Source organism: Halopiger aswanensis (assembly GCF_003610195.1).
GTDB lineage: Archaea > Halobacteriota > Halobacteria > Halobacteriales > Natrialbaceae > Halopiger > Halopiger aswanensis.
This window is the reverse complement of record NZ_RAPO01000003.1, coordinates 498369-518874: the sequence shown is the minus strand read 5'-3', so window position 1 is coordinate 518874 and position 20506 is coordinate 498369. Positions and strand designations below refer to the sequence as shown.

General features: G+C 65.6%; 23 protein-coding genes. 11 read left to right on the top strand and 12 right to left on the bottom strand.

Annotation, left to right across the window (positions count from 1 at the left end):
- Positions 1 to 27: 27 nt before the first annotated feature.
- Positions 28 to 672, bottom strand: coding sequence for a helix-turn-helix domain-containing protein (locus tag ATJ93_RS16485; RefSeq protein WP_120245731.1), 645 nt, complete (start codon positions 670 to 672; stop codon positions 28 to 30).
- Positions 673 to 907: 235 nt separating this feature from the next.
- On the opposite strand from ATJ93_RS16485, the gene ATJ93_RS16480 reads away from it, so the two are divergent.
- From ATJ93_RS16480 to ATJ93_RS16460, 5 genes are all read left to right on the top strand, one after another.
- Positions 908 to 1447 carry a redoxin domain-containing protein gene (locus tag ATJ93_RS16480; protein ID WP_120245730.1) on the top strand — a complete coding sequence of 180 codons (540 nt, stop codon included), beginning with the start codon at positions 908 to 910 and terminating at the stop codon, positions 1445 to 1447.
- 11 nt (positions 1448 to 1458) lie between these two features.
- A complete protein-coding gene (locus ATJ93_RS16475; protein WP_120245729.1) occupies positions 1459 to 1911 on the top strand; it encodes a GNAT family N-acetyltransferase in 453 nt (150 codons plus the stop codon).
- 202 nt (positions 1912 to 2113) lie between these two features.
- Positions 2114 to 2422: a DUF7521 family protein gene (locus tag ATJ93_RS16470; protein WP_120245728.1), complete on the top strand. Its 309-nt coding sequence runs from the start codon at positions 2114 to 2116 to the stop codon at positions 2420 to 2422.
- Entirely contained in the window at positions 2419 to 2916 is a 498-nt protein-coding gene (locus tag ATJ93_RS16465) for an adenylyltransferase/cytidyltransferase family protein (RefSeq protein ID WP_120245727.1), read from the top strand. The genes ATJ93_RS16470 and ATJ93_RS16465 overlap by 4 nt, the downstream gene beginning before the upstream one ends.
- A 58-nt stretch (positions 2917 to 2974) precedes the next feature.
- The gene (locus ATJ93_RS16460; protein WP_211334077.1) at positions 2975 to 3562 is read left to right on the top strand and encodes an SHOCT domain-containing protein; all 588 of its coding nucleotides are present in this window, start codon (positions 2975 to 2977) and stop codon (positions 3560 to 3562) included.
- Positions 3563 to 3600: 38 nt separating this feature from the next.
- On the opposite strand, the gene ATJ93_RS16455 is transcribed toward ATJ93_RS16460, so the two are convergent.
- Positions 3601 to 5988, bottom strand: a complete 2388-nt coding sequence (locus ATJ93_RS16455) for an ATP-dependent DNA helicase (protein WP_120245726.1) — start codon at positions 5986 to 5988, stop codon at positions 3601 to 3603.
- Between the two features lie 120 nt (positions 5989 to 6108).
- Entirely contained in the window at positions 6109 to 7074 is a 966-nt protein-coding gene (locus tag ATJ93_RS16450) for a CPBP family intramembrane glutamic endopeptidase (RefSeq protein WP_120245725.1), read from the bottom strand.
- Between the two features lie 215 nt (positions 7075 to 7289).
- Here ATJ93_RS16450 and ATJ93_RS16445 point away from each other — a divergent pair, with 215 nt between their 5' ends.
- Positions 7290 to 7529: a DUF7127 family protein gene (locus ATJ93_RS16445; RefSeq protein ID WP_120245724.1), complete on the top strand. Its 240-nt coding sequence runs from the start codon at positions 7290 to 7292 to the stop codon at positions 7527 to 7529.
- A gap of 123 nt (positions 7530 to 7652) precedes the next feature.
- On the top strand, positions 7653 to 8234 hold the full coding sequence (locus ATJ93_RS16440) for a DUF1684 domain-containing protein (protein ID WP_120245723.1): 582 nt from the start codon (positions 7653 to 7655) through the stop codon (positions 8232 to 8234).
- 201 nt (positions 8235 to 8435) lie between these two features.
- On the opposite strand, the gene ATJ93_RS16435 is transcribed toward ATJ93_RS16440, so the two are convergent.
- Positions 8436 to 9116 carry a class I SAM-dependent methyltransferase gene (locus ATJ93_RS16435; protein ID WP_120245722.1) on the bottom strand — a complete coding sequence of 227 codons (681 nt, stop codon included), beginning with the start codon at positions 9114 to 9116 and terminating at the stop codon, positions 8436 to 8438.
- Positions 9117 to 9536: 420 nt separating this feature from the next.
- Between ATJ93_RS16435 and ATJ93_RS16430 the strand changes: the two genes are divergently transcribed.
- Positions 9537 to 10115 (top strand): DUF7090 family protein, encoded by a 579-nt coding sequence (locus tag ATJ93_RS16430; RefSeq protein ID WP_120245721.1) that lies wholly within the window; start codon positions 9537 to 9539, stop codon positions 10113 to 10115.
- Between the two features lie 92 nt (positions 10116 to 10207).
- Here ATJ93_RS16430 and ATJ93_RS16425 read toward each other — a convergent pair whose 3' ends face one another.
- From ATJ93_RS16425 to ATJ93_RS16405, 6 genes are all read right to left on the bottom strand, one after another.
- The gene (locus tag ATJ93_RS16425; RefSeq protein WP_120245720.1) at positions 10208 to 10711 is read right to left on the bottom strand and encodes a cupredoxin domain-containing protein; all 504 of its coding nucleotides are present in this window, start codon (positions 10709 to 10711) and stop codon (positions 10208 to 10210) included.
- 76 nt (positions 10712 to 10787) lie between these two features.
- Positions 10788 to 11570, bottom strand: a complete 783-nt coding sequence (locus tag ATJ93_RS16420; protein WP_120245719.1) for a DUF7089 family protein — start codon at positions 11568 to 11570, stop codon at positions 10788 to 10790.
- 11 nt (positions 11571 to 11581) lie between these two features.
- On the bottom strand, positions 11582 to 11671 hold the full coding sequence (locus ATJ93_RS24680) for a hypothetical protein (protein WP_449271600.1): 90 nt from the start codon (positions 11669 to 11671) through the stop codon (positions 11582 to 11584).
- A gap of 84 nt (positions 11672 to 11755) precedes the next feature.
- Entirely contained in the window at positions 11756 to 12919 is a 1164-nt protein-coding gene (locus ATJ93_RS16415) for an OapC/ArvC family zinc-ribbon domain-containing protein (protein WP_120245718.1), read from the bottom strand.
- Position 12920: 1 nt separating this feature from the next.
- Complete coding sequence (locus ATJ93_RS16410; RefSeq protein WP_120245717.1) at positions 12921 to 13325, bottom strand: DUF2073 domain-containing protein; 405 nt, start codon at positions 13323 to 13325, stop codon at positions 12921 to 12923.
- A gap of 6 nt (positions 13326 to 13331) precedes the next feature.
- The gene (locus tag ATJ93_RS16405) at positions 13332 to 13970 is read right to left on the bottom strand and encodes an Era-like GTP-binding protein (protein ID WP_120245716.1); all 639 of its coding nucleotides are present in this window, start codon (positions 13968 to 13970) and stop codon (positions 13332 to 13334) included.
- Positions 13971 to 14930: 960 nt separating this feature from the next.
- Here ATJ93_RS16405 and ATJ93_RS16400 point away from each other — a divergent pair.
- The gene (locus tag ATJ93_RS16400) at positions 14931 to 16622 is read left to right on the top strand and encodes a Cdc6/Cdc18 family protein (RefSeq protein WP_120245715.1); all 1692 of its coding nucleotides are present in this window, start codon (positions 14931 to 14933) and stop codon (positions 16620 to 16622) included.
- A gap of 150 nt (positions 16623 to 16772) precedes the next feature.
- A complete protein-coding gene (locus ATJ93_RS16395; RefSeq protein WP_120245714.1) occupies positions 16773 to 17240 on the top strand; it encodes a hypothetical protein in 468 nt (155 codons plus the stop codon).
- A gap of 141 nt (positions 17241 to 17381) precedes the next feature.
- Here the strand turns inward: ATJ93_RS16395 and ATJ93_RS16390 are convergent, their stop codons facing one another.
- The gene (locus ATJ93_RS16390) at positions 17382 to 18335 is read right to left on the bottom strand and encodes a S24/S26 family peptidase (RefSeq protein ID WP_120245713.1); all 954 of its coding nucleotides are present in this window, start codon (positions 18333 to 18335) and stop codon (positions 17382 to 17384) included.
- A 176-nt stretch (positions 18336 to 18511) separates the two neighbouring features.
- Between ATJ93_RS16390 and ATJ93_RS16380 the strand changes: the two genes are divergently transcribed.
- The gene (locus ATJ93_RS16380) at positions 18512 to 20074 is read left to right on the top strand and encodes a DNA-directed DNA polymerase II small subunit (protein WP_120245711.1); all 1563 of its coding nucleotides are present in this window, start codon (positions 18512 to 18514) and stop codon (positions 20072 to 20074) included.
- A gap of 15 nt (positions 20075 to 20089) precedes the next feature.
- Here ATJ93_RS16380 and ATJ93_RS16375 read toward each other — a convergent pair whose 3' ends face one another.
- A complete protein-coding gene (locus ATJ93_RS16375; protein ID WP_120245710.1) occupies positions 20090 to 20431 on the bottom strand; it encodes an ArsR/SmtB family transcription factor in 342 nt (113 codons plus the stop codon).
- Positions 20432 to 20506 lie beyond the last annotated feature (75 nt).

Sequence of the window (20506 nt, the reverse complement as noted above, 5' to 3'; positions counted from 1 at the left end):
GAGCGCCAGCGACGGTTCGCGACCGCCTCACTCCTCGAGCAGCGTCGTCTCCACGAGCGTGCCGGTCCCGCGCCGGATACGGCCGCCGACCGCGGTCGGCGAGATGTCGAGCGAGTCGGCGAGTTCCTCCAGCGACGTCTCCCGGGGTTCCTCGAAGTAGCCTTCCTCGTAGGCCGTGACCAGCGCGGCGCGTTGCTCGTCGGTCACTTCCGGCGCCACTCCGTCGGTCCACTCGTCCCGCCGGAACATGCGGTGCAGTTCGAACGAGATGTCGCAGTCCTTGCACCGGTCCCAGAGCGCGGCGAGCGCCTCTCGGTCGGGAAGGTGTAGGCGGACGGTCCACCCGCGGTCGTTGCTCTCGGCCCGCAACAGGAGCCCGCCGAGTTCCGTGGCCATCGGCGAGATGAGTTTCGTTCCCTCGGTGTGCTCGAGGCGGTAGAGACGCGTCGAGCCGAGATCGTCGATCAGCAACCAGTCGGCAACGGTGTGATCCGCCTCGAGCACCTGTTCGAACGTCTCGTCCGCGTTTCGAACGAGGAAGAAGAACAGGCCGGTCTCCGGGTCCGTGGTCGAGTGGGAGACGACTTCGATGGACGCCTCCGGACAATCCCGGATCGTCGGCGTCAACGCGAGATCCGGGTGCGCGACGTCGAGTATTGCGATCAGGCTCACGGCTTCTGCCACCCTCGTTCGGTCGGGAGTCGTTCCGTTCGACGTCTATACACCGGTCGTCGGAATTTCTGTTTTTCTACTGACGATGCGGCCGTGTTTGACATTGTCTTGCCACTACGTACCACACATCGGCACTTAATCATTCCCTCGTATGGGGGGGTCGGCCGGGCGGCGGAGGGGGAGACCGGACCGTTGAAAGCCGAGTCGTTTTCGGGGCCGGCACGGTACTGCGGCTATGATCGATGCCGCCGTCGAGGTTCCGCTACCCAACGTCGGCCCGGGCCCCGACCAACTCGCGATCGCTGACCTCGCCACACCGGTCGCGCCGCCGGATCCGACGACGACCGACGGAGCCGATCCCGCCTACGAGACCGTCCTCCTGTTGCTCCACCGCGACCACCACGCTGGCCAGTGTCGCCGGCAGGTCCGGGCCGTCGCGGACCGCTACGGGGAGTTTCGAGAGCGGGGCTGTCAGGTCGTCTCCGTGGTCCCCGAACCTCGAGAGCGCGTCCGCGAGTGGCAGGACCAGTACGAGCTGCCCTATCCGCTCTGTGCGGACCCGGACGCGACCGTCGGAGAGGCGTTCGAGCAGCCCGTCCGACTCGGGGCGCTCGGCCGGCACGTCGACCTCGTCGGCCGCATGCCCGCCGCGATCGTCCTCGACGTCCGGAACGACGGCGACGAAATCACCGTCGCCGCCAGCCACCGCGGCCACACGAACATGGACCGGCCGGGAATCGACGAGTTGTTGGCGACGATCGACCGAGAAACGTGACACGAGAGACGATGTCCGGCTCCGGCCCCGGTTCCGACGGCAGTTCCGACGCCGCCTTCGTCCGCCCCGCAACCGCCGACGACGCCCTCGAGGTCCGGCGCATCCTCGACGCCGCCATGCTCGAGCCCGGCGACGTCGAGGCGCGGATCGACGCCGGCGACGTGTTCGTGGCGGGCGACCGCCGGGGCCGCGGCGACGAGTCGGCGACCGACCGCATCCTCGGCACGCTCGTCCTCGAGCCGCTCGACCGGGAGCGCGGTGCGCACATCGCGGCGATCGGCGTTCGCCGGCGCCACCGGGGTCGCGGGCTCGGGAGTGCGCTGGTCGAGCGCGGCCTCGAGCGCGAGGGGCGGCTGACGGCGCGGTTCGACGAAGGTGTCCGGCCGTTCTACGAGCGGCTCGGGTTTTCGATCGAACCGATCGACGGCCAGCGCCATCAGGGCGTGGTCGTGGCCGACGACTGAGACTGCTTCTAACGGAGCCGAACATATTCACCGTATTCCACCCGCGTGGGAACACCGGCGGGACTCAAGGCGGTCCATCGCGCACGCTCGGATAGAAACGACTACGGCCGATGGGACGCAGGATGCATCCAGTGCTCGGACGTGCCGACGATCGACCGATTCGGATGGACGGCCCCCGCACGAGCCGTCGTTACGGAAACCCATGACCGACTACGCGCTCTTCATCGCGGCGAGTAACGCGGCGACGCTCGTGACCGGCGGCGCCGTCGCGATGCTCGCCTACCGGGCGTTCCGCCGCACCGGGTCGCCGGCGCTGCGGGCCGTCGCCGCCGGCTTCGCGATCATCGTAGCGGGCTCCGTCCTCGGCGGCGTCGCGCACCTGCTGCGCAGCGTCGCGCTCGGCGTCGCGATCCAGAGTTCGTTCACGGCCGGCGGCTTCGCCGTCCTGCTGTACTCACTGTACACGGAGACGAACACGACGACGACCATCACCGTGGGGTGGTCCGAGTGACCGACGACGACCGCGACCGGGCGGCGGAGTCAGCAGCCGCCGACGAGAGCGGCGACGAGCCCACGCGCGTCGTCGCCCAGGGCACCTTCGACCTTCTCCACCCCGGCCACGTCCACTACCTCGAGGAAGCGGCCGCGGCGGGCGACGAACTCCACGTCATCGTCGCCCGCGCGGAGAACATCGCGCACAAACCCGACCCCGTCCTGCCGGACGCGCAGCGCCGGGACACCGTCGCCGCGCTCGAGGCCGTCGATCACGCCCGGCTCGGCCACCCCGAGGATTTCTCGGTGCCGATCTCGGCGATCGATCCCGACGTGCTCGTGCTGGGCTACGACCAGCACCACGACGAGGACGACGTTGCAGCCATGCTCGCCGAGTGGGGCATCGACTGCCGCGTCGAGCGGGCGAGTCCGCTCGAGTCCGACGACGAGATCCTCTCGAGCAGCGGTATCAGAGAGCGCGTTCTCGAGCGCCGCGCGGTCGAACTCTCCTGATCGGGGACCGACCGTTCAGTAGCGCTACAGTTATGTGTCGTGTATTCGAACCAACACTATGGACAGTCGTCGCTCACTGCCCGGGTCAGCCTCGCTGGGGCGCCGGGTGCACGCGCTCGTCGAACGCTACACGCCCGACGGCGCGCTGGGCCGATTCCTTCTCGGCGCGCCCTCAGGAACGTTCGGGCTCTGGCTGCTGGCGCTGGTACTGTTCGAGATTCCGCGCTGGGGACTGTCACTCGCCGCGCTGTTCTGGACGCCCGTGTTGCTCGCGTTCGGGCTACCGATGGTGCTCCTCTCGCTTCTCACCCTCTGGCCGATCTACCTCTCGCTCATCGGGAACCTCGATTCGACGGCCGAGTACCCGGTCGGCAGCGGGACCGGCGCACAGGCGACGGAATCGATCACCGCCGGCGCTGAAACCGATATCGATCGCGGGTCAACCCGTTCACCGACCGATCCCGACGACATAGATCCGTTCGGCGACCTGAAAGCGAAGTACGAGAGCGGCGAACTCACCGAGGACGAGTTCGAGCGGCGCCTCGAGGAACGACTGGCGACCGACGTCGAGGGGTCGACAGGGGCCAGAAGAGCCGGAACGAGCACCGGCGACCGGGAGCGGACCCGAACGCCCGAACGGAACTGAATCGTCGCACGACGCGGGGGACGGACGAAATCGCGGCGCTACGGCGATGAATCCGACTCGAGACGCGACCGGAACCGCTCGAGGCCGACATCGAGCATGTCGGGGCTGACGGGCTGGAATTCGCTGTCCTCCGGGAGAAACTCCCGCACCGAATCCCAGCTATCGCGGGCGTAGCGCTCGTCCAGCAGGACGCGCACGCCGACGTCCTCCGGCGAGCGGATCACGCGCCCGATCGCCTGCCGGGCCTTCCGCACGGCGGGAATGGTGAGCGCGTAGGTGAAGCCGTCGCCGAACGCGTCGTCGTAGGCGCGACGGACGGCCTCGGTACGGGGACTCGAGGTGTTGACGATCGGAACGCCACAGACCACGGCGGCGGCGAGGCGGTCGCCGCTGTAGTCGACGCCCTCGGTCAGCGTCCCGCGGAGGCTGGTCACGAGCACCTTCCCGTCGCCGGCGAAGAACTCGCTTTTGAGCGATTCGGTCGCCTCGTCGTCGGTCGAGGCGTCGAGCAGGATCGGTTTGGAAACGCGGTCCTCGAGCACGCCGGCGGCCCACTCCGCTTCGGCGTAGCTGGGCATCCCGACGAGGACGTTACCCGAGACGCGGGCGATCTTCGCGATTGCGTTAGCGTACTGCCGGCGCGTCGGGTTCTCTTCACCGGGATGGCCCCGGTTGTCGTAGGTGAACTTCGGCGCGGCGACCGCGAAGCTCTCGCGGTTCTCCGCGGGGAAGTGCAGCCCGTAGCGGCGTTCGACGACCGGTCGCTCTTCCTCGCGCTCTACGTACTGCAGGCCCGTGACCTCGGTGAAGGCGTCCATCGGCTCGAGGGTCGCGCTCATGAGGATGCCCCCGCCGAACTTCGCGAGGCGGTCGCCGATGGCGTCGCTGGGGACGCAGTTGTGCAGGGCGATCCGAGCAGTGTAGGCCCGGCGCCACGAGTCGGCGGGTTCGGTCTCGTTCCAGGTGCGCTCGAGTTCGATCTCGCGGAAGTAGTCGGTGTGGTCGCGGCGGTACCACTCGCCGAGGACGCGGCCGACGGCGGGGGCGGCGCGGGTCCGATCCTCGTCCTCGGCTTCGTTCAAGATGCGCGCGACGACGGCGCCGACGGCCTCGGCGCGGACCCAGTCGGCGTCGCTGTACCCGGCCTCGCGCGCCCACGCGGAGAGTTCGTCCTCCGCGGGTTCGCCCGGATCGCGCAGTGGGATCTCGGCGTCCTCGAGGTCGGTGAGGTTCGACTGCCACCCCCTGTGTTTCCGGTCGAGATGCGCCGTGACGCGACGGTCGAGTTCGCCGCGCAAGTCGCGGATGAACTCGAGGGTCCGGTTCAGTTCGTCGTAGGTGACGTCGCTGTCGTTGAGTTCGCTCCGGACGAGGTCGGCGTCGGCGGTCTTCGAGCCGCCCTCGGCGGTGCGGCCCTCGCGCTCGAATTTGATCGGCTGGATGACCCGCGAGAGTTCGGTTTCGGCGTCCCGCAAGGTGGCGTCGGCTACCCCGTCGCTGACCAGATCGCGCACGCGCGGCTCGAGCATGTGCGCTTCGTCGCAGACGACGAACGTCGAGTCGTCCAGCAGAGCGCCGGTGAATGAGCCGGTCGTCGTCGGATCGAACGCGTGGTAGTAGTTGCCGATGACGACCTCGACGTGGCCCAGTGCAGCGCCCATCACCGAGTGCGGGCAGGTGCCGTGCGTGACGGAGCGCGCGACGAGGTCCTCGGGGGTGATCATCCCCGCCGTCGTGAAGTCGTAGGGGACCGCTTCGGCGGCGTCGCCCTCGCTATCTTCTTCGGGCAGATCCTCGAGATACTGGGCGTAGAACGGGCAGTACTCGGTTTCGGCGCCGACGGGGCCGCCCTCGCCGTACTCGGGGAGGTCCGGCGGATAAGGGGTCGGCTCGCCGGCGGTCTCGAGGTAGTTCGCGGTCCCGCCCCGACTGCCGCTGTCGGCCAGCCCGATCTGCTGGCTGCGGGCCCGCGCCGCGAGGTTCTGGGCGGTCGTGTCGCCGCCTTCGCCGACCAGGTCGCGGGTGCGGTCCCGCAGCGTCTCGCAGCGGTCGTAGACGGTGCCGTCGTCGAACCCCGCCGTCTTCTCGCGGTTGTAGGGACAGACGTCGGCCTTCCCGACGAGGGTGAGTCCGGAGACCGGTCGCCAGTCGTCGGGGAGATTTTCGTTGATCGTCTCGAGATCTTCCTCGAACTGGCGCAGTTGTTGCTTGACGCTCGTGAGCACGAAGACGCGCTCGTAGTCGGTATCGGGGTCGCGCACGAGGTCGATCCCCGCCGTGAGCGCGATCATCGTCTTCCCGGTGCCGCAGGCCCCTTCGATGACCGTGTAGCCGCCGTCTCGAGCGGCCTCGATCGCGGTCTCGATGCCGTCGACCTGCGGCTCGTAGGGCTCGGTGTGACCGAAGATCGAGCGCCAGTCCGTCATGCTGTGTCTTCGCCTACTCGGGAGCGGTCGGCCATAGGGTTGACGGACCGCATTCGTCGCGCCTTCAGTGATAAAGGGACGGGCGCGCTCGGCGGACGGATGATCGGTGAGAACAGCGCGCTACCTCTCGTCCCCGCCGGTGATGTCGGAAGCCGGGGACTCGGCGTCCCGAGCCGACGACGCTCCGGTCGCCCCAGCGTCGGCCGGAAGCGCCCAGTCGGGCTCGAGGGGCGGCGTTCCGACGACGGCGATCGCGACCGCGGCGAGTCCGAACACGAGGATGCCGAGCCCGCCGACGGGGTTGACGACCAGTTCGGAGCCGCCCTGCGGGAACACGAGCATCGTCGCGGCGAAGGCGTTGAACGTGCCGTGGAAGATCGCCGGCGCCAGGACCGACCGGGCGGCCAGCGTGATGTAGGTGTAAACCGGCGCCATCGCGACGCAGGCGACGGTCATCACGCCGACGCCGACGACCGGATTGTTCGGGAAGTTGTACCCCTCGATGACGATCGGCGCGTGCCACACACCCCAGAGGAAGCCGACGACGGCCGAGGCCCGCCAGAAGCCGAGCGGCGCGAGCGCGGTCTGGAGGACGCCGCGCCAGCCGAACTCCTCGCCGAACGCGAAGACGGCGTTGATCGTCGCGCCGGCGACGACCGCGACGACGAGCATGATGAGGAGGTTCACCGGCCACCCGGGAAGCGACGGGCCGGCTTCCGTCGTTTCGGGCTGTTCGAACGACGTCCCCGCGCCGGTGGTCGGATTCGCGTCGGGGACGAACTCGGTCCCTGGCAGGGCCAAGGCGAGGGCGGTGCCGACCAGTATGAACGCGAGCGGGACGACCGCGGCGACCGCGAGCCAGCGGAATCGTCCGCGCGGCAGTCGCAGCCCCGCGCGCTCGAACGACAGCGCGCCGGAAACACAGGTCACGATGCCGGCCAGCAGCGGCGTGAACATGTAGGCCGGCGCGAGGAGGATCATGCTCACGCCGGCGAGCCGCGAGACGAGCACGAACCCGCTCGCGAGCGCCGCGAGCGCGACGAGGTAGACGACGAGTGGCCGACGATCGATCGCTCCGAAGGGCATTCGTACTCCTGATGACGTGTCGATACGACATCAATACTGGGGCGACGAGAGCGACCGAACACCGCCGACTCGAGTTGACGGAACGACGTCGCTCGAGGTGACACCACGGCGTCGGCTCGAAGAGGCCAGAAGCGGACGCTCGAGAGGACTGACGCACCGAATCGGGTAGCCACTGCCGGCGCGTCCCTTATAAGTCCAAGGCCCCAAGAAAGAGTGTGAACGTTCCCGAATCACTCCGAAACGCCGACCGCCACGGTGCGATCGTCCGTACCGTCGAGTACGACGACACGAGCGTCATCGCGGTGGATTTCGGAAGCGACGCCGGCGACGTGTCGATCGACATCGTCGGTGACACTGCACTCATCGTGACAGACGGCGAGCAGTTCGAGTTCGAACTTCCGCCGGAAGCGAGCGACGTCTCCGCAAAAAATGGCGTCCTGACGATCACGGAGTAACCACTCTCACTCTCACTCCCGCTCGCGCTTCCGATCTCGACGACCCTCGTTTTTACCCTGCAGTTTGCGACAGCGCGTCGATCGAAACGCAACCCATTCCCGTTCCGGGCGGCTACGGGGAGTATGAGCGATTCGTTCGACGTCGACGTCGACCAGTGGCGCGACGAACTCGAGTCGAAACGCGCCGAGAAGGACGAGTTCTTCGCCGAGCACCCGCAGTCGCCGATTCCGCCGGACGAACGCGACGACTTCGACGGGCTCGACTACTTCGAGCCGGATCCGGACTACCGCGTCACCGCGACCGCGACGGTCCACGACGACCCCGAGGTCGTCCGCATGGACACCACCGCGGGCCGCGAGATGCGCTACCTCCGCGTGGCGACCCTCGAGTTCGACTTAGCGCGCGACGACGAGGACCTCGCCGACGGCACCTACGAGCTGGCGGCCTACCGACTCGAGAACCCGAACGAGGAGCAGTTGTTCATCCCGTTCCGGGACAAGACGACCGGCCAGCAGAGCTACGAGGGCGGTCGGTACATGGAACTGGCGCCGGATCGGGACCTCGAGACGGGCGACGAGATCGTCCTCGATTTCAACCTCGCGTACACCCCCTTCTGCGCCTACAGCGAGACCTTCGACTGCCCGCTGCCGCCCGAAGAGAACTGGCTCGAGGTGGCGATCGCGGCGGGCGAACGGTTCGAATAGTCAGTTACAGCCGGAGTTCAGAGTACCATCGGAGCGTTTCGGGTCGAACAACGGGCGGGAAAGCCGGGTCACAGACCGGTAACGCGGCGATTCGAGTCGAAGCCAAGGGGTTAGCGCTGGAACCGTCCGTACTCGAGTCGAACTCGAGGGGCGACGCGAAACCGAACTCGAGAGGAGAAGGAAGCGCGTGTCGCGACGAGATTAGGGCGCGACGCCGACGGTCAGCAGCGTCCCGTACTCGCGGTAGCGCTCGACCATGTCGTCGCGGGTGTTCCAGTCTTCGGTCGGGAACTCGGCCTCGCTGGGGATCGTGATTTCGCGGTCGGGAATGTTGTCCTGCTCGGCGACGTGGAGGCCGGCCTCGCGGAAGGCTTCGCGGTACTGCCCGCGGTCCCAGCGGGTCATCTCGACGGAGATGTTCTCCTGCCACTCGTGGGAGTGGACGTTTTCCTCGTAGTAGTTGACGGCGCAGTAGAAGGTGCCGCCGGGGCGGAGAATCCGGGCGACCTCCCGGAGCGTGTTGTGCGGATCGGCGGCGTAGTAGAAGGCCTCCATGCTCCAAATGTGGTCGATCGAGTCGTCCGCGAAGGGAAGCGAGTCGAAGTCGCCGACGAGGTACCCGACCTCGGGGTCGTCGGTATAGCTGGCGGCGTTGCGCGCCATCTCCGGCGAGCCGTCGAGGCCGTAGACCCGGCCCGCGTCCTTGTTGTCCCGCAGGGCGCGGCCGGCGTACCCGCTGCCGCAGCCGAGATCGAGCACGGTGTCGCCGGGTTCGACCGGCATCCGCGCGAGCGCGTGCTTGGCGGTGTGCCAGTGGCGCTCCTCCATGCCGCGGTCGCGGCCGCTCGTTGCCCACGCGTCGAACTCCTCGCGTACGCTCATACGCGATAGTCCGTCTCCGCGGCCAAAACCCGTTCGGCTTTCGACGCTGGGAGCGACTCGAGTCGAAACGGTGGGCTTGATCCCCACGGGACGGTTCGGAGCATGAACGCAGCGTCACGTCCACACTGCGCCGACCGGACTGGACTGTACTGGCGGACCGACCGACAGCTTCTTTAGGGTGGCCTAAAAATAGATGGGTGGAGAGGTTGCGGTCGACCGACACACCGTGGGCATCGGCTCTCGGTCGAACGGACAGCACTCGCTGCCTCGACCTCTCGTCCCCTTGCTTCGGAGACCGGCTCCTCGAGTCGAGAGTACGGTGATCGCGCGTCGCGTCTCGACCGCTAGCGAACCACCAAGCACCGGCGCGGCCGACACATCCGCACTATTAAGTCGGTCCCGAAAGTTGTTGACGCCAGAATGGAGTACACGCTCGAGATCGACGGGACGCCGGAGACGATTACGGGTGGGACGGGAATTCTCTTACTCCACCCGAGCACCGGCGAGACGGACCGCATCGACACCGACTTTCTCAAAACCGACACGGACCACTTCCTCGTCATCTCCACGCGAACGACGGCCCGCGAAGTCAGACAGAAACTCGAGTACTACGACGTCGACGAGGAGTGCGCCGAGATCCTCGACACGCTCTCTATCGAACGCGGCTACTCCCGTCGCAAGAGCGACGCCGTCCACTACGTCGCCGCGCCCGACGATATCGACGGTATCGTCAACCAGATCGAGAGCTTCCTCGCCGACAACGACGGCAAACTCCGCCTCAGTTTCGACTCCGTCACCGAACTCGCCTACTACGCCGGCGACGAGGCGGCGATCGAGGCGGTCGAACGGATCCTCGATCTGCTCGAGGAGTACGACGCAGTCGGTCTCTTCCACGTCTCCGAGGAACCCCACGATCCCGAAATCGTCGATCAGTTCCGCTCGCTGTTCGAGGGCGTGATCGATCTGGACGAGGACGGCAGCATCGACGCCGACTTCTAGGTCCGCGGTCTCGCGTCTCTCGGTTCCGTTCTCAGTTCTCGGCAGCCCACAGAGCAACGATACCCACTCGAAAAACAATCCGCCGGCAACTGTTACGCCTCGCGAATCTCGAGGTCGCCGCGCATCGTCGGTTCGTGCGGTTCGCAGACGTACGCCGCCATCGCCGGCGTCGCCTCGAACGTGAGGGTCCGGGTCGCTCCCTCGGTCGCCGCCGACTCGGTCGCGTAGCCGTCCACGACCGCATCGTCCCCGTCCCGGAGTTCGAGGTTGTGCCGGAACCCGTCCGTATTCTCCCACGTGATCGCGTACTCCCGACCGGCGACGAGCACGAGCGTCGGATTCGACTCGCCCGCAATTCCCGCCGGCTCGGCGCCCGTCCAGACCGTGATGTCGGTCTCGAGGCGTATTTCGTCGATCGATTCCCAGTCGGTCGATGGGGTTTCGTTCGCGCCCGCATCCTCGTCGGAGGCGAGTTCAGCCTCGCCGGCGTCGTCGACCGACTCGTCCCGCTGGCCGAGACAGCCCGCAGCGGCCGCCGCCGTGGACCCCACCAGGCCGACAACCGTGCGCCGTGGTACCGTATCTCTCCCCCGCATAGCCGGGGCTACGTGGCGGGGGTAGTAAACGTTGTTCACGGTCGGCCGACGACCCTCGAGACTCGAGGCTCGAGGCCTACTCCGCGAGCGAGTCGAACGTCTTCTCGGCCCACCGAACCGCGTACTCGGGACCGTGGTCGCGGTAGGCGTCCGTATCGAGCGCGGCGAACGGCGCCGGCAGTTCGATCGCGTGTTTGATCGCCGCACACGCCAGTTCCGTCGCGTCCGCGAAGTCCGTCTCGCCGCGGGCGACCGCACGCGGCAGTTCCGAGACCCGATCCTCGAGGCGCGTGCCCGCGTCCTGCCACGCGTCGGCGAGGTCGGGGTTCTCCGCGTGCCAGTCCGCGAAGACCTCGCGGGTCTGGAGTCCGACCCAGCCGTCGAACAGCGCCGCGGCGACCTGGTAGGTCCCGTTCGGGTCGAGGTCGACCGCCCGATCGAGATCCGAGTAGGTGTCCTCGAAGAAGCCGATGAAGTGTTCGGGCACCCCGAGTCCCAGTTCGACGAACGCCTCCGCGAGCAGGAAGTTCAGGAACGGCTCGGGCGTCCCCTCGACGCGCGGCTTGACCAGCACGACCGGCGGCTCGGTCTGGCGCGTCCAGACGATGCTTCCGTCGCCCGGCATGCCGATGGTCAGATCCGAGCTCGCGTACCGGGCCAGCAGCGTCGGTGCGTCGTCGGGGAGCCACGACGCGGGATACGTCGCCGGCTCGAGCGCGTCGACGACGAGGCCCAGATCCTCGGCCAGCGCCGGCGGGAGCGTCTCGAAATCGCGCTCGCAGTCGAAGACCTTCGTTTCGGGTGCCTGGGACTCTCGAACGGCCTCGACCGGCGGCGAGAGTTCGCGAGCCTCGAACATCGGGGCTCGGCTCAGGCGAGGACGGTCTGGAAGACCAGCAGGATTGCAAGCAGTGCCGAGATACCGACCGTAGTGAGGACGACCTTGGTTGCGGTGCTCATAGTCGAGAGCTATCACGCCCGTCGCTTAAATCCATCTGTCTCGGCGTCGGTACCGGTCGGCGGTAGAATCGATCGAGAGAACCGTTACTCGTCGGCCTCGCGCCACGAATCGGGGACGTCGATCACGTATCGACCGTCCTCCTGCAGGGAGATGATGTACTCCTCGCGGTTGTACAGCTCCATCAGGTTGAGTTCGTACTGTCCGGGGCTGACGATCTTGATGCTCTCGAACTGCTTGTTCAGCTCCTCGCGAAGCTCCTCCATCGACGGTTCGTCGCCGGAGGGTTCGCTGACGACCCGGCCGTGAGACGGCGGCTGGTCGTCGCCGCTGGAATCAGAACCGGAGCCAGCCTCCGCGACCGTATCGCCGGCAGTCGGTTCGTCGACGGCGGGTTCGACCGCCGAGTCCGTGTTGGAGTCAGGAACGGCCGTCGAATCAGTGGACGCGCTTGCATCGACGGACGCGCCGGACTCGCTGGTGTCCGCGGTGCCGGAATCGGCGTCGGAATTGCGGTCGGTCGCGCTCGAGTCGACGGACTGGGACGCGGTCCGGTTGCGAAGATCGTCACGGTCGGTGTGCGAGGGGAGTTCCGTCGAGGAGACGACGTCGCTTCGCGCGTCGGCCTGGGCGGTGTTCTCGCTGTCGGCGAGCGTCGCGGTCGGCTTTCGCCGGTCGACGCTCGAGTCCTCGGACTCGGTGTCCGCGGGGGCGGTCCCCGCGTTGCCGTCCCGGTCTTCGGGTCGGCGCGCCGTCTCGGGCCACTCCGTGAACCCCTCCGGTTCGTCCGATGCGTCATCGGCGCCGCCGCGTGCGTCTTCGGTTGCTGTTTTCGGCCACGATCGTTCGGAGGCCATCTCGTCCGGTTCCGCCTCCGTCCCCGACCCCGTCTCGGCGCCCGTGTTAGGGGTCGAACGCGAGTCGGCTGCAGACGCCGAATCCGGCGACATCAGGTCTCGTACTGTGTCTGCGGCTCGCGAGGCGACGCTCTCGTCGTCGGTCTCCGGCGCGGCGTCGTGACCGGAGCCGGCATCAGGACCGTCCGCGGCGCTCGAGGCGGACGCGGAACCGGCGGCCGCGTCGGACGACCCGGCTGCGGCCGATCCGCCGCTGGATCCCGATCCCGTTCCCGACCCGGATCCCGACGGCGTAAACTGGAACTTGTTCCCGCCGCAGTCGGGACACCCCGACAGCATCTCCTTGGAGCCGTCGGGGAACGTGCGGCCGCAGTTCGTACATTGGTGTGGCATTTTAGTTTCGAGACACGAGCGCGCTGATCAGCGTTTCGTCCTTGTGCAGCGTTTCGATCTGGTTGGCCGGTCCGATCACCGTCAGCTTCGCGTCCGGCTCGTCGCCGCCCATGATCCGGCCGAGCAGCGAGGAGTCGCGCGTCCCCGACTTCGGATACGTTTCGATCTCGATCCCGTTGAACTCGTCCGGACTGATCTCGGACATCGTGACCTCGATGAGCCGACTCTCCTCGTCGGGGGTCAGTCCCTCCTCGAGGATGACGATGTTCCCGTCGTGAACGCCGTCCAAGATCATCCGGATCTTCTCCATCGTCGCCATATCCTGCATGCGCTCGCCGCTGATCAGGTCGATCTGGACGCCGTCGTCGGGACCGTCAGCGTCGTCGGTGTTGGTTGCTTTAGGCATGGCAACTCACCCGAAGTACTCCGCGATATTGTCGTAGACTTCGTCCATGTTGTCGCCTTCCTTCGCCGACAGCGGGATCGTCTTGTGCTGCGGGAAGGCGTCCTCGATACGCTTGACGCTCGACTCGTCGAGGTCGATCTTGTTGGCGAAGATAAGAACGGGGAGATCGCGGGATTCGATAATGCCGATCAACATCGTGTTGACCTGCGTGATCGGATCCTCGGCGCTATCCAAGACGTAGATGACGCCGTCGACGTCCTCGCGAAGCCAGTGCATGGCTTCGGCGACGCCCTCCGTGGCCTCGCGGGAGCGACGGATCGCGTCGTCTTCGTCCATCTCGTCGGTGAACTCCTCGTAGTCGACCTTCGTCGTCACGCCGGGCGTGTCGACGATGTCGATGGTCACCTTCTTCCCGTCGCGCTCGATCTCGACGTTTTCTTTCCTGCGTGCGCGTCGCGTTTCGTGTGGAACGTGACTTTCCGTACCGACGGCGTCACCGGTCCAGTCCCGTGCGATTCGGTTTGCGAGCGTCGTCTTGCCGGCGTTCGGCGGACCGTAGATACCGATACGTTTGGGTTCCTGTTCTGAGAACAGGCGGTCCGTAACCCGAGAGATACTATCTTTGAGTTCTGTGAACAGTCCCATCTGTAGGGCCCTCCAGCACCGCGGGGTGCATCTGAGCGTACTACTGACTGAATTCACTTAAGCTTATGTCAGACATATCCATAAACCAACAATAGTGAGTTATCAGGAAGGATGTGAAAGTATGTCTCCCAATATCCAGATAGGTATGAAGTCTCACGGGAAGTGTTAACCCGATTCGGCCGTGCTCCCCCACCCCTTCGTTTCAACTGGAGAGTGTCGAAGGAGTGGTGGTCTGGAACAGCTCGACCGGTCGAACGAACCCCTTTCTTTCGAGGCGAACCGAAAAGAGAGGACGTCTCCGGACGGAATCGGATGGAATCGGCGGTTCTAGTAACTCGAGGCGCTCTAGACAGAGAATCTAGTTGTAACTAGTAACAGACTACAACATCCCTAGTAAAACTCTATATTTGCTAGTCGTTCGGATATTGTTTTCCAGCCACCGACCTAAAGCTTCCCCTTCTAGAGGCACCCGCTCCCCTCCCACCCCCTCTTCAGACAGTTCCACCCGAAACGAAGGGGTGGGGGGCTTCCGGCGATCGCCACCGATCTCTCGAGTTGATCACGGTCCACGATATCACGCCGCAGTATCTATCAGAAACCTGTCCTCTCTTTCCGGACACTGTTCGACGATAGCATATCGTCCAGTCCCTCGGCTTCCAGAACGATGTGCTGGAACATTCACCGCCCACCTAATCAATAATCTACTATTAGCCACGCAGGCACAGCAGCGGGACATCCTAATCCCGGACTATGACACCGGAAGCGAGTCCAGTCTCGATTACCGCCGTGAATCGAAGGGAAGAATTTAATACAACGGTCTTCCTCTGTTTCGTTTGCATCAACTGGACCCGGACCGGGTTGCTGGAATAGTAGATGGCTACCTACGGCCCGTCTACCTCACTAAATTCCTGATCTCGGGTTCGGATTTCCACCTGAAACAAGGGGGTGACTGTACGACGGATGTCAGATGACGATACTGAATTCACGGGCTCGAACGACGTCGAGGGCGACGATACGCACGGGTTTTCGACGGACTTCGGCGATACCGAGCTCGGCGACGACGAACCCAAACAGGGGCTGTTCGACGACCTGCTGAGCGGCGAACCGATCTTCGAGAACAAGGAGGTCCTTCGACCGTCCTACACGCCCCACGAACTCCCCCACCGGAGCGACCAGATCAACAAGATGGCGACGATCCTGGTCGCCGCACTTCGTGGCGAGACGCCGTCTAACATCCTCATCTACGGCAAAACGGGAACCGGCAAGACCGCCAGCGCGAAGTTCGTCAGCAAGGAACTCGAGAGCACCTCCCAGAAGTACAGCGTCCCCTGCGACGTCGAGTACATCAACTGCGAGGTAACGGACACGCAGTATCGCGTGCTCGCGCAACTCGCGAACAAATTCATCGAGAAGAACAAAGAGCGGATCGACGAACGAATCGACTCGCTCGAGGACCTGCTCGAGGCCGTCGAGGAGTACGAGGACGGAGCGGCCCCGTCCGCCGATGGGTCGGAGCATTTCGACTATCCGGACGAATTCGCCGACGCATCTGAATCCGACGTTTCGACTGGAGACGATAATCGTGACACGTCAAGCGAATTTCCAGTTGAAACGGAGGGGTATTCGGATGGCGACACCGCGGGAGAGTCCGGTGCCACGGCCGATGGCGACGCCGAACCGTCTCACCCCCTCGCATCGACTCCGTTCGACTCCGTAACCGAGATCGAGGACCGAATCGACTCGCTCGAGGAGGACAAGGACTCGTTCGAGGACGTCCCGATGACCGGCTGGCCGACCGACCGCGTCTACAACGTCTTCTTCGACGCCGTCGATTACGACGAGCGGGTGGTCGTCATCATGTTAGACGAGATCGACAAACTCGTCGAGAAAAGCGGCGACGACACCCTCTATAACCTCTCGCGGATGAACTCCGAACTCGAGAACTCCCGGGTCTCGATCATCGGCATCTCGAACGACCTGAAGTTCACCGACTTCCTCGATCCCCGGGTCAAGTCCTCGCTGGGTGAGGAGGAGATCGTCTTTCCACCCTACGACGCGAACCAGTTGCGGGACATCTTGGAGCACCGCTCGGACGTCGCGTTCAAGGACGGCGCACTCTCCGAGGACGTGATCCCCCTCTGTGCCGCGTTCGCGGCCCAGGAACACGGCGACGCGCGCCGCGCGCTCGATCTCCTGCGGACCGCGGGCGAACTCGCCGAGCGCTCCCAGGCCGAGACGATCGTCGAGGAGCACGTCCGGCAGGCTCAGGACAAGATCGAACTCGATCGGGTCGTCGAGGTCGTCCGCACGCTCCCCACGCAGTCGAAACTCGTCCTCTTCGCGATCATCCTGCTCGAGAAAAACGGCGTCCACAGCATCAACACCGGCGAGGTGTTCAACATCTACAAGCGCCTCTGCGAGGAGATCGACGCCGACGTGCTCACCCAGCGCCGGGTGACGGACCTCATCAGCGAACTCGACATGCTCGGGATCGTCAACGCCGTCGTCGTCTCGAAGGGCCGCTACGGCCGCACGAAGGAGATCAGCCTCTCGGTGCCGCTCGAGGAGACCGAAGCCGTCCTGCTTTCGGACTCTCGCCTCTCCGATATCGACGACATCCAGCCGTTCGTCCAGGCGCGGTTCGAGAACTGACTGCTTGCTCCCCACCGCCTCGAGAGTCACGCTCGGATCGGCGCCGGATCGAGTCGTGCTCGTTTTCGTTTTCCTTGTCCGGCGTGTGATCGTTGCGAGCCGCTCGGAACCAACGAAGGACGGATATACGAGGCCTGTCTTCGCTCGGACATGAACCGACGAGCGGTCCTCGCCGCGACCGGGGCGGTCGGCCTCGGCTCGCTTGCCGGCTGTCTCTCCGACGTGATCGGCTCTCAGGAGCACGACTACGAGCGCGGCACCATCGAAGTCACCGTTGACGGCGAGCCGATCGATCTCGAGGCGCCCCGGTTTCAGGCCGAGAACGCCGACAACTCGTCCATGGATTTTCACCTCCACGAGGGCCACGAACACTGGTACATGGAGGGGGACCGGGTGACGTTCGCGGAAGGGATCGATCTCCTCCCCCACTTCGCCTACGAACGAGCGGACGGAAACCACGTCGTCACCGTCGACGGGACGGTCTACGACGGACGCGACGACGGGACCGACATCGCGTTCGCCGTCAACGGGGAGGACGTCGACCCGACCGAGACCGAACTCCACGACGGCGACTCGCTGCGGCTCGAGGTGACGACGGACGGCTCGAGTGACGACTGATCGGAGCCGTCTCTCTCGACGTATCTGTTGCCTCTCGAGGAATTCGTTTGCCGCTCGAGTATCGAGTTCTCTCGCGATCCGTTCGGATCCGTTCGAGTAGAAGGAGTGGGCAACGCAGGGCGAACGAGACTCGACGGACTGTTACCGACGAGAGCGACCGATCGCGGCCGCGGCGGTCCCGGCTGCGATTCCGGTTCCCGCGCCGACGCCAGCGCCGGCGCTGACTCCGTCGACGGCAGTCGGTCCGTTCGGTCCACTGGTGAGCTGCGGCGAGGCGGGGTCCAGTCCCGCGTCCCAGACCGTCGGCGACGGCGCGATTGTCCCGCTGAACAGCTTATCGAACGCCAGCCGGATGTGGCCGAGCCACGGGACCCGGAACGTCGCCTTCCCGGTGACCCACTCGGGCTTGACGACGGTACTGACGCTATTGCCGAACTGGTCGTAGCCGTCGTTGTTGTCGCCCTTCGTGACGAAGCCGTCGTGGGGCGCGGGGCAGGTCCGCACCTGCTCGCAGGTTACCCCGCCGGTGATCTCTTCGTCGGCCTTGGTGTCGACCCAGTTCTCGCCCTCCTCGACCCAGAAGTGCGCGCGGTGTATCACCGGCGTCTCGTACTCGCTGCCGTCTGGTTTGAAGATGATGACATCACCGGGTCGGTTGAACTTCTCGTAGCCGGTTTCCTGGGCCCGCTCGAGCGTGACGACGCCGGTTCCCTCGACCGGGTTGTCGCCGACGAACCGATCGGAATCGGTGATGAAGATCAGATCACCCTTCTGCATATTCGGGACCATGCTCTCGCTCTCGACGGCGACCAGCGGCGGCCAGATGCCGCTGACCGCGAACAGCAGGAGTCCGATGACGGCGACGATGGCGACGCTGCTCACGACGTCTCGCGCGAGCACGATCGTTTCCTCGTCGGTGCGCAGAAACCAGCGGACGATGCCGTCGTCCTCGATGGTGACGTCGGCGCCGGACTCGTCCCCGCCTGCGGCCGGTGCGTCGGGCGACCGACCGTTCTGGTCGCTCGAGCCGCGGCGAGGACCGCTACCGCCGTCGGTTCGCTCGTCGTCGGAACTACCCGGGTCGGGACCGCTCATTGGTCGGGGTTTTGCTGGGATCGGAAATCAACCTTCTGCTCGAGTCGGCTCGTTGCGGATCGACCGTCGCGGCTCGCGATCGCGACGGATCGATCGCCAGCGTCCGTGACTGTGAGTGACTCGGCCACTCCGGGCGTTCCGCTATCCTTTTTATCCCCGTCGCGAATGCGAGTCGTGTGCCGCTCGAGGGCCACGCCCGGATCGTCAGCGAACTCACCAGTCGCGGCTACAACGCCGAACGCGAGGCGGTCACGCAACTCGCGGCCGCGGACGATCCCGACGCGGTGCTCGAGCACCTTCTCGACGAGATTCCCGACGACGCCCTGGTCGTTCGCAGCGAGCACGTCGAGGCGGCGGTAAACGCGGTCTCGAGTTCGACGCCGTCTCCGACGACCGAATCGATCGACGCTCGCGGGGAGCCTACCCCCTCCGTTTCAACTGGAACCGACGCACCCGTGTCGGGCGATTCGGCAACCCACTCTCCAGTTGAAACGGAGGGGTCGGAACCAATCGAGCGGACCGTCGATCCCGACCTCCGTTCGCTCGAGATCGAGGGCGATATGACCGGCCAGAGTACCGGAACGGGTGAGTACGAGGACTTCGTCTCCGTGTTCCGTGACCGGCTCGAGCGCCTCGGATCGAAGCTCCGCGGGCGCGTCAACCACCGGCCGGCCACGGCCATCCAGGACATGCCCGGCGGCAGCGAGGTCGCGATGGTCGGGCTGGTCAACGACATCCGGTCGACCGCCAGCGGCCACTGGCTGATCGAACTCGAGGACGCCACGGGGACCTTCCCGTGGCTGGTGATGAAGGATCGCGACTACGTCGATCTGGTCGACGAACTGCTCTGCGACGAGGCGCTGGCGATGGAGGGTACCCTCGCGGACGATTCGGGGATCGCCTTCGTCGACTCGATGTACTTCCCCGACGTCCCCCGGACCTACGAGCCGTCGACGGCAGACCGCCACGTCCAGGCGGCGCTGATCAGCGACGTCCACGTCGGCAGCGAGGAGTTCATGGCAGACGCCTGGGACCGCTTCGCCGACTGGCTCCACACGGAACAGGCCCAGCACGTCGAGTACCTCCTGATCGGCGGCGACATGGTCGAGGGCGTCGGCGTCTACCCCGACCAGGACGAGGAACTCGACATCATCGACATCTACGAGCAGTACGAGGCCTTCAGCGAACACCTGAAGAAGGTACCCGGCGATCTCGAGATCGTCATGATTCCGGGGAACCACGACGCGGTTCGCCTCGCGGAACCCCAACCCGGCTTCGACGAGGAACTCCGGGAGATCATGTCGGCCCACGATCCGGAGATCGTGAGCAACCCGTCGACGGTGACCGTCGAGGGCGTCTCCGTGCTGATGTACCACGGCGTCTCGCTGGACGAGGTGATCGCGGAACTCCCCGAGGAGAAGGCCAGCTACGACGATCCCCACAAGGCGATGTACCAGCTCTTAAAGAAGCGCCACGTCGCCCCGCAGTTCGGGGGCCACACCCGACTTGCACCCGAAGAGAAGGATTACCTGGTCATCGACGAGGTGCCCGACATCTTCCACACCGGCCACGTCCACAAACTCGGGTTCGGCAAGTACCACAACGTGCTCGCGATCAACTCCGGCTGCTGGCAGGCCCAGACTGACTTCCAGAAGAGCGTCAACATCGACCCCGACGCGGGGTACGCGCCGATCGTCGACCTCGACACGCTCGACGTCACGGTCCAGAAGTTCAGTTGACTCCTCCGCTTTCTCTTATTCCCCGTCCGACGACGGCCGCAGTTCGGCCTCGAACCCCTCTTCGGTGATCGAGACGGTGATCTCGTCGACCGCGAGCCGATACCGCTCGCAGTGGTTTCCGTCGCTGCGGATCCGGATCTCGGTCTCGACGAGCCCCGCCTCCTCGAGGCGGTTCAGCCGCCGATAGATCGTCACGCGCGAGCCGGGACACCGCTCCGTGAGCTCCTTGGCCGTCGCGGGGTCCTCGATGAGGACCGCGAGGATCTCCTGGGCGTAGTCGTCCCCCAGCAGCGCGAGCGCCGCGTCGATTTCGAGTCCGTGCTCGCTCTCCCGTCGGCGCTGTTGTCGCTGTGACATATCTACGTCTATACGGCGGGATATATTCAGGTCTATCCTGTTACTATACATACAACCGATACTACTATAGTATCC

Coding starts and splice junctions, on each gene's coding strand:
- ATJ93_RS16435 (WP_120245722.1), bottom strand. CDS start 9,116: ATGAGCGTACGCGAGGAGTTCGACGCGTGGGCAACGAGCGGCCGCGAC.
- ATJ93_RS16410 (WP_120245717.1), bottom strand. CDS start 13,325: ATGCCTAAAGCAACCAACACCGACGACGCTGACGGTCCCGACGACGGC.
- ATJ93_RS16460 (WP_211334077.1), top strand. CDS start 2,975: ATGGACAGTCGTCGCTCACTGCCCGGGTCAGCCTCGCTGGGGCGCCGG.
- ATJ93_RS16425 (WP_120245720.1), bottom strand. CDS start 10,711: ATGCGGGGGAGAGATACGGTACCACGGCGCACGGTTGTCGGCCTGGTG.
- ATJ93_RS16450 (WP_120245725.1), bottom strand. CDS start 7,074: ATGCCCTTCGGAGCGATCGATCGTCGGCCACTCGTCGTCTACCTCGTC.
- ATJ93_RS16440 (WP_120245723.1), top strand. CDS start 7,653: ATGAGCGATTCGTTCGACGTCGACGTCGACCAGTGGCGCGACGAACTC.
- ATJ93_RS16470 (WP_120245728.1), top strand. CDS start 2,114: ATGACCGACTACGCGCTCTTCATCGCGGCGAGTAACGCGGCGACGCTC.
- ATJ93_RS16395 (WP_120245714.1), top strand. CDS start 16,773: ATGAACCGACGAGCGGTCCTCGCCGCGACCGGGGCGGTCGGCCTCGGC.
- ATJ93_RS16455 (WP_120245726.1), bottom strand. CDS start 5,988: ATGACGGACTGGCGCTCGATCTTCGGTCACACCGAGCCCTACGAGCCG.
- ATJ93_RS16420 (WP_120245719.1), bottom strand. CDS start 11,570: ATGTTCGAGGCTCGCGAACTCTCGCCGCCGGTCGAGGCCGTTCGAGAG.
- ATJ93_RS16400 (WP_120245715.1), top strand. CDS start 14,931: ATGTCAGATGACGATACTGAATTCACGGGCTCGAACGACGTCGAGGGC.
- ATJ93_RS16475 (WP_120245729.1), top strand. CDS start 1,459: ATGTCCGGCTCCGGCCCCGGTTCCGACGGCAGTTCCGACGCCGCCTTC.
- ATJ93_RS16480 (WP_120245730.1), top strand. CDS start 908: ATGATCGATGCCGCCGTCGAGGTTCCGCTACCCAACGTCGGCCCGGGC.
- ATJ93_RS16430 (WP_120245721.1), top strand. CDS start 9,537: ATGGAGTACACGCTCGAGATCGACGGGACGCCGGAGACGATTACGGGT.
- ATJ93_RS24680 (WP_449271600.1), bottom strand. CDS start 11,671: ATGAGCACCGCAACCAAGGTCGTCCTCACTACGGTCGGTATCTCGGCA.
- ATJ93_RS16405 (WP_120245716.1), bottom strand. CDS start 13,970: ATGGGACTGTTCACAGAACTCAAAGATAGTATCTCTCGGGTTACGGAC.
- ATJ93_RS16390 (WP_120245713.1), bottom strand. CDS start 18,335: ATGAGCGGTCCCGACCCGGGTAGTTCCGACGACGAGCGAACCGACGGC.
- ATJ93_RS16375 (WP_120245710.1), bottom strand. CDS start 20,431: ATGTCACAGCGACAACAGCGCCGACGGGAGAGCGAGCACGGACTCGAA.
- ATJ93_RS16415 (WP_120245718.1), bottom strand. CDS start 12,919: ATGCCACACCAATGTACGAACTGCGGCCGCACGTTCCCCGACGGCTCC.